Origin of the sequence: Shewanella sp. 11B5 (genome assembly GCF_002836795.1) — a bacterium.
In the GTDB taxonomy this organism is placed as follows: Bacteria; Pseudomonadota; Gammaproteobacteria; order Enterobacterales; family Shewanellaceae; genus Shewanella; species Shewanella frigidimarina.
Genome location: NZ_PJAP01000449.1, coordinates 1 through 4,735, shown reverse-complemented (window position 1 = coordinate 4,735; position 4,735 = coordinate 1). Strand labels below are relative to the sequence as shown.

Here is a 4,735-nt window from a genome sequence, read left to right as displayed (position 1 = left end):
ATAATCAATTATTCAACCAAGAAGCCACTAAACATAAGAACAACGCGATTGAAATCACTTGCCAAAAACACACAGGGTTACGGGCGATAAGAGGAACAAAATCTTTTACTGTTTGATTAGCTTTGGCGGTAGTTAATTGATGAATAAGCTCACAGGTGTCTGCTTGGCGTAGATTAGGATCAATATTAAGGGCTTTTTTTAATGCGTTATCCATCCACTCTGGCACCATTGGGTTTAATTGGTGCACACTAATGTAGTCTAAACGTTGATAATCCTGCCGCGTTCGACATTTCTCAAGTTTGCCTTTAAAGGGCAATTGTCCTGCCAACATCTCAAAAGCAATCACAGCAAGCGAAAACAAATCGGCACGGCCATCGGCTTGATAACCCAAGATAACTTCAGGAGCGGTGTAATCGGCTGTACCCAAAATACGATCTCGAGTTAATGGACTACTAATTTCTGCTACGCCTTTAATATAACAAGAGCCAAAATCGATGATTTTAACTACCCCTTCTCGGGTGATAAAAATATTATCCGGTTTCAAATCTTGATGCAGCGTTTCACGCCTATGCAAGGCTCTGATCCCTAATTCAATTTGTTTTAGCAGTAATAAAACCTCTTCTACTGGCGCTTTTTTATGTTGGGTTAACCATTCACCTAGGCTTATCCCCGATAAAAATTCAGTAACATAGTACAAAGCAGACTTTATTTTTTGCAGTTCGACAACCTTAACCACATGAGTACTGTTGATACGTTGTCCTATCCAGCTTTCTAACATAAAACGTTCTATGTAAGCGGCATCATCAATGTAATTAACTGAAGGGGTTTTCATACAAAAAGCTTCGCCTTGGTCATTGACGACTCGATAAACCTGGCTGCGTTGTGATTGATGAAGTGTATGGGTTACCTGATAACCGTCTAACTTCATTCCAACGCTCAATGGTGGTGGAAACGGTTGACTCGACAAGCTTTGGTACACATCATCGATAGCTTGTTTCGGCAACTGGCTAACACTTAACAACTGCGAACTGAGGTTATCTTTACTGCCTAGCTCAAACGCCTTTTTGTTTAACATTAAGCAAAATTGCTCACACAAATCATCACTAAGCGTTGAATGTTGCTGACAAAGAACCGTCAGTTTTTGGTGTATTTCAAATTCAGTGAGTACGTCATGTACGCCATCGGTAGTCATTAAATACACATCACCGACTTCTACTGATAAGGTTTTGTAATCAACATCTAAGTTAACGTCCATCCCTAATGCGCGAGTGAGGTATTGGTTTGATGAATTGATATTGGTACTGTGGTCGTGGGTTAATTGCAGTAATTCTCCGTGTTTAAAGCGATAAATTCGCGAATCCCCCACATGCAACATGTGTACAGAACAAGACTTAAATACCAGTGCACTAAAGGTGCAGACAAAGCCACGCCTCGCATCACGATAATCTTGTCCTAATCCGTATAACCAACGATTCAAAGCCGTTAATACTTTGGAACTCGATGTTTGCACCCCCCAGCTTTCAGGGGTGGAATAGTAATCCGCAAGAAAATTACTCACACTAATGGCTGAAGCATGCGCACCGCCTTCAGCTGTACTGACGCCATCGCTGATAACACTTACGACACCTTTGGTTATCAGTGCTAAGCCAGATGGAATACGAATACCGATGGCATCTTCATTTTGTGATTTACGGCCTTTTTCTGATGCTTGACCGACAACCAGTTGCAAGGTTGTAGCGAAGGGCAATGCCGCTTCGGTATTTGGATTAACTAACGCTACAACCTCAGATGCCATATCGATCCCTACATACGTTTTATTGCTAAGGCTCAAACAGAGTTTGAGCCTTCAGATTAACTTACACTGATTAACGTGACTTCGCCATTCTCGTTCACTTCAGCAATATGCCCTTTGGGTTCATTCATAAAGAACAGAGTAATAAAACCAAATACGGCACTAACCGCAATCACATAAAAGAAGATTTGAGTGGACACGATGGAATATACGGTTAAGAAAAACACTGCGCCGACATTACCATAAGCCCCTGTCATACCAGCAATTTGCCCTGTTAAACGACGCTTGATCAGCGGCACTGCAGCAAATACAGCACCTTCGCCACCTTGAACAAAGAATGAGCATGCCATAACGACTGCTACAGCCAAAGGCAATGACCATGACGAGTCAATTTGTGCCACCGATAAATAACCAATAGCTAACCCTGCAGTTAATATTAACAAGGTCGTTTTACGACCAAATTTATCACTTAACCAGCCACCGCCAGGACGAGACATTAAGTTCATAAAGGCATAACTTGATGCCAACATACCGGCTTGTGCCATGCCAAGCTCGAACGTTTCGGCAAAAAAGAGTGGCAACATAGATACCACGGCAAGCTCAGAGCCAAAGGTAGTGAAATACAACACATTCAAAACAGCAACTTGCTTAAACTGATAGCGTTCAAACTCAGGCACTTCCATTGAAAACAAGTGCTTGTTCACTTGGTACGTTTGGTAAAAATCGAACAAAAACACCACCACCAACCCAAGATAGATAAGGTAGGTTGCATCTTGAGTAAACATACTCACACCAGCAGGAGACAGTTTCCAACCTAACAACGCTAACGTGGCATACATAGGTACCTTCATAACGATCAGTAACACATAGTCACTTTTGCTGGTGACTTCTAAGCCGCCACCCTTTTTAGGTTTAAAGTAAGTCGAACCTTTTGGGGTATCAGTCACATTGAAGTAATACACAAACGCAAACAACAAACTCATTAAACCGGTAATACCAATCGCATAGCGCCATCCGTCAGGGCCACCAAAAGCAAGTGCAACGGCCGGTAACGTAAAGGCTGCTGCAGCTGAACCAAAGTTACCCCATCCGCCATATATGCCTTCAGCTGTACCTAACTCTTTAGCCGGAAACCATTCACTCACCATACGAATACCAACCACAAAACCAGCACCAATAAAACCAATCAGAAATCGGGCTAACGCTAGCTGCTCAAAGGTGTCGGCTACCGCGAACATAAAACAAGGAATTGAACAGATCCCTAGTAAGGCAGAATAAGTAATCCTTGGACCATATTTGTCGGTCACCATACCAATGATAATCCGCGCCGGGATCGTTAGAGCTACGTTGAGGATCAGCAGTGTTTTAATTTGAGCTGTAGTCAGCCCTAAACTGTCAGCAATAACACTCACTAATGGGGCAGCGTTAAACCACACCACAAAAGTGATAAAAAATGCCATCCAACTTAAATGCATGATTTTCATCTTGCCGCGAAAAGAAAACAGATTAAATTTGTCAGCACTCATAACGGCTCCTTTATGACTGAGCCAAGACAAACACATTGCCTTGCTCAGTTTTAATGTCGAATGGTTTAACCACTAAATCAGCATTTTCAATACAACGTCCGTTATCTAAACGGTAATGTTGTTTATAAAGCGGTGAAGCGACACAAAGCTCTCCATCGATTTCACAAATAAGTCCTCTTGCCAGCAAACTCACACCACTGGCGGGGTCAACGTTATCAAGGGCAAATAAACCGTCATCCCCTAAATTAAAAATGGCAACGGCCCGCCCTGCTACCCAAGCAGCTATTCCTGTGCCTTTTGGCATGCTTGCTTCATTACACACATTTATCCAATTCATGCTAATTCCTCCACTGCGAGTTGTGCTGCATCGTCTGTAATATCTTTAATCGCTATTGTTCCTGCCCCTGCGTCTTTAATACTCGGAAAACGTTGCTCACGAATTCGCTGGTAAGCACTGGTATCAGCTTCTGGCGCATCACTTGGATTAACAAACTCATTAAAGCGCGCCAGAAACGCCGGTTGTTCAAGGCTGGTTTTCCACTCACATTGGTATGTGGCGGCAATATGGTCCATCTGCTGCTCTAAGATCGAGTTAATCCCCAACGCATCGTCAATAACGACTGATTTTAAATATGCTAGACCACCTTCTAATGAATCCATCCAGGTCGAGGTACGCTGCAATTTGTCTGCGGTTTTGACATAAAACATCAAAATGCGATCGATGTATTTATAGAGGTCTTGAGTTGATAAGTCGGTGGCAAATAAATCACCGTGGCGTGGACGCATGCCGCCATTGCCAGCAACATACAAGTTCCAACCTTTGTCGGTTGCGATAATGCCAATATCTTTGCTTTGTGCTTCAGCACATTCACGAGTACAGCCCGACACCGCAAATTTTAATTTATGTGGACTGCGTAAGCCTTTGTAGCGGTTCTCTAAATCAATCGCGAAACCAACTGCATCTTGTACGCCATAACGACACCAAGTACTGCCAACACATGACTTAACTGTTCTTAGTGATTTGCCATAGGCATGGCCAGTTTCAAAACCAGCATCAATGAGTTTTTTCCAAATTTCAGGTAACTGCGATAGCGGTGCACCAAACATATCAATGCGCTGTCCACCCGTTATTTTGGTATACAGGTCATATTCTTGGGCAATTTGGCCCATAGCGATGAGTTTTGTTGGGGTTATTTCGCCACCAGCGACTCGCGGCACAATAGAATAAGTGCCGTCTTTTTGGATATTGCCTAAGTAAGCATCATTGGTATCTTGCAATTGCACATGACCCAGATTTTGATCCAGCACATAATGATTTTGTAGGCTGGCAAAGATAGATGCGGCTGCAGGTTTACAAATTTCACAACCATATTTGTGGCCACTGGCAGAAGGTTTGCCATGCTGAGTGATTAAGGTA

At 42.9% G+C, this 4,735-nt stretch carries 3 protein-coding genes and 1 pseudogene; all 4 read right to left on the bottom strand.

The window, feature by feature from the left end; genetic code table 11:
* Window positions 1–4: 4 nt before the first annotated feature.
* Window positions 5–1,795: a bifunctional protein-serine/threonine kinase/phosphatase gene (locus tag CXF78_RS10460; protein ID WP_102036737.1), complete on the bottom strand. Its 1,791-nt coding sequence runs from the start codon at window positions 1,793–1,795 to the stop codon at window positions 5–7.
* A 56-nt stretch (window positions 1,796–1,851) separates the two neighbouring features.
* Window positions 1,852–3,318 (bottom strand): NarK family nitrate/nitrite MFS transporter, encoded by a 1,467-nt coding sequence (locus CXF78_RS10455; RefSeq protein ID WP_059745130.1) that lies wholly within the window; start codon window positions 3,316–3,318, stop codon window positions 1,852–1,854.
* Window positions 3,319–3,328: 10 nt separating this feature from the next.
* Entirely contained in the window at window positions 3,329–3,655 is a 327-nt protein-coding gene (gene nirD / locus CXF78_RS10450; protein WP_102036736.1) for a nitrite reductase small subunit NirD, read from the bottom strand.
* A pseudogene (locus tag CXF78_RS10445) lies at window positions 3,652–4,735 on the bottom strand (nitrite reductase (NAD(P)H)); the annotation flags it as partial. The pseudogene CXF78_RS10445 and the gene nirD, both read right to left, overlap by 4 nt.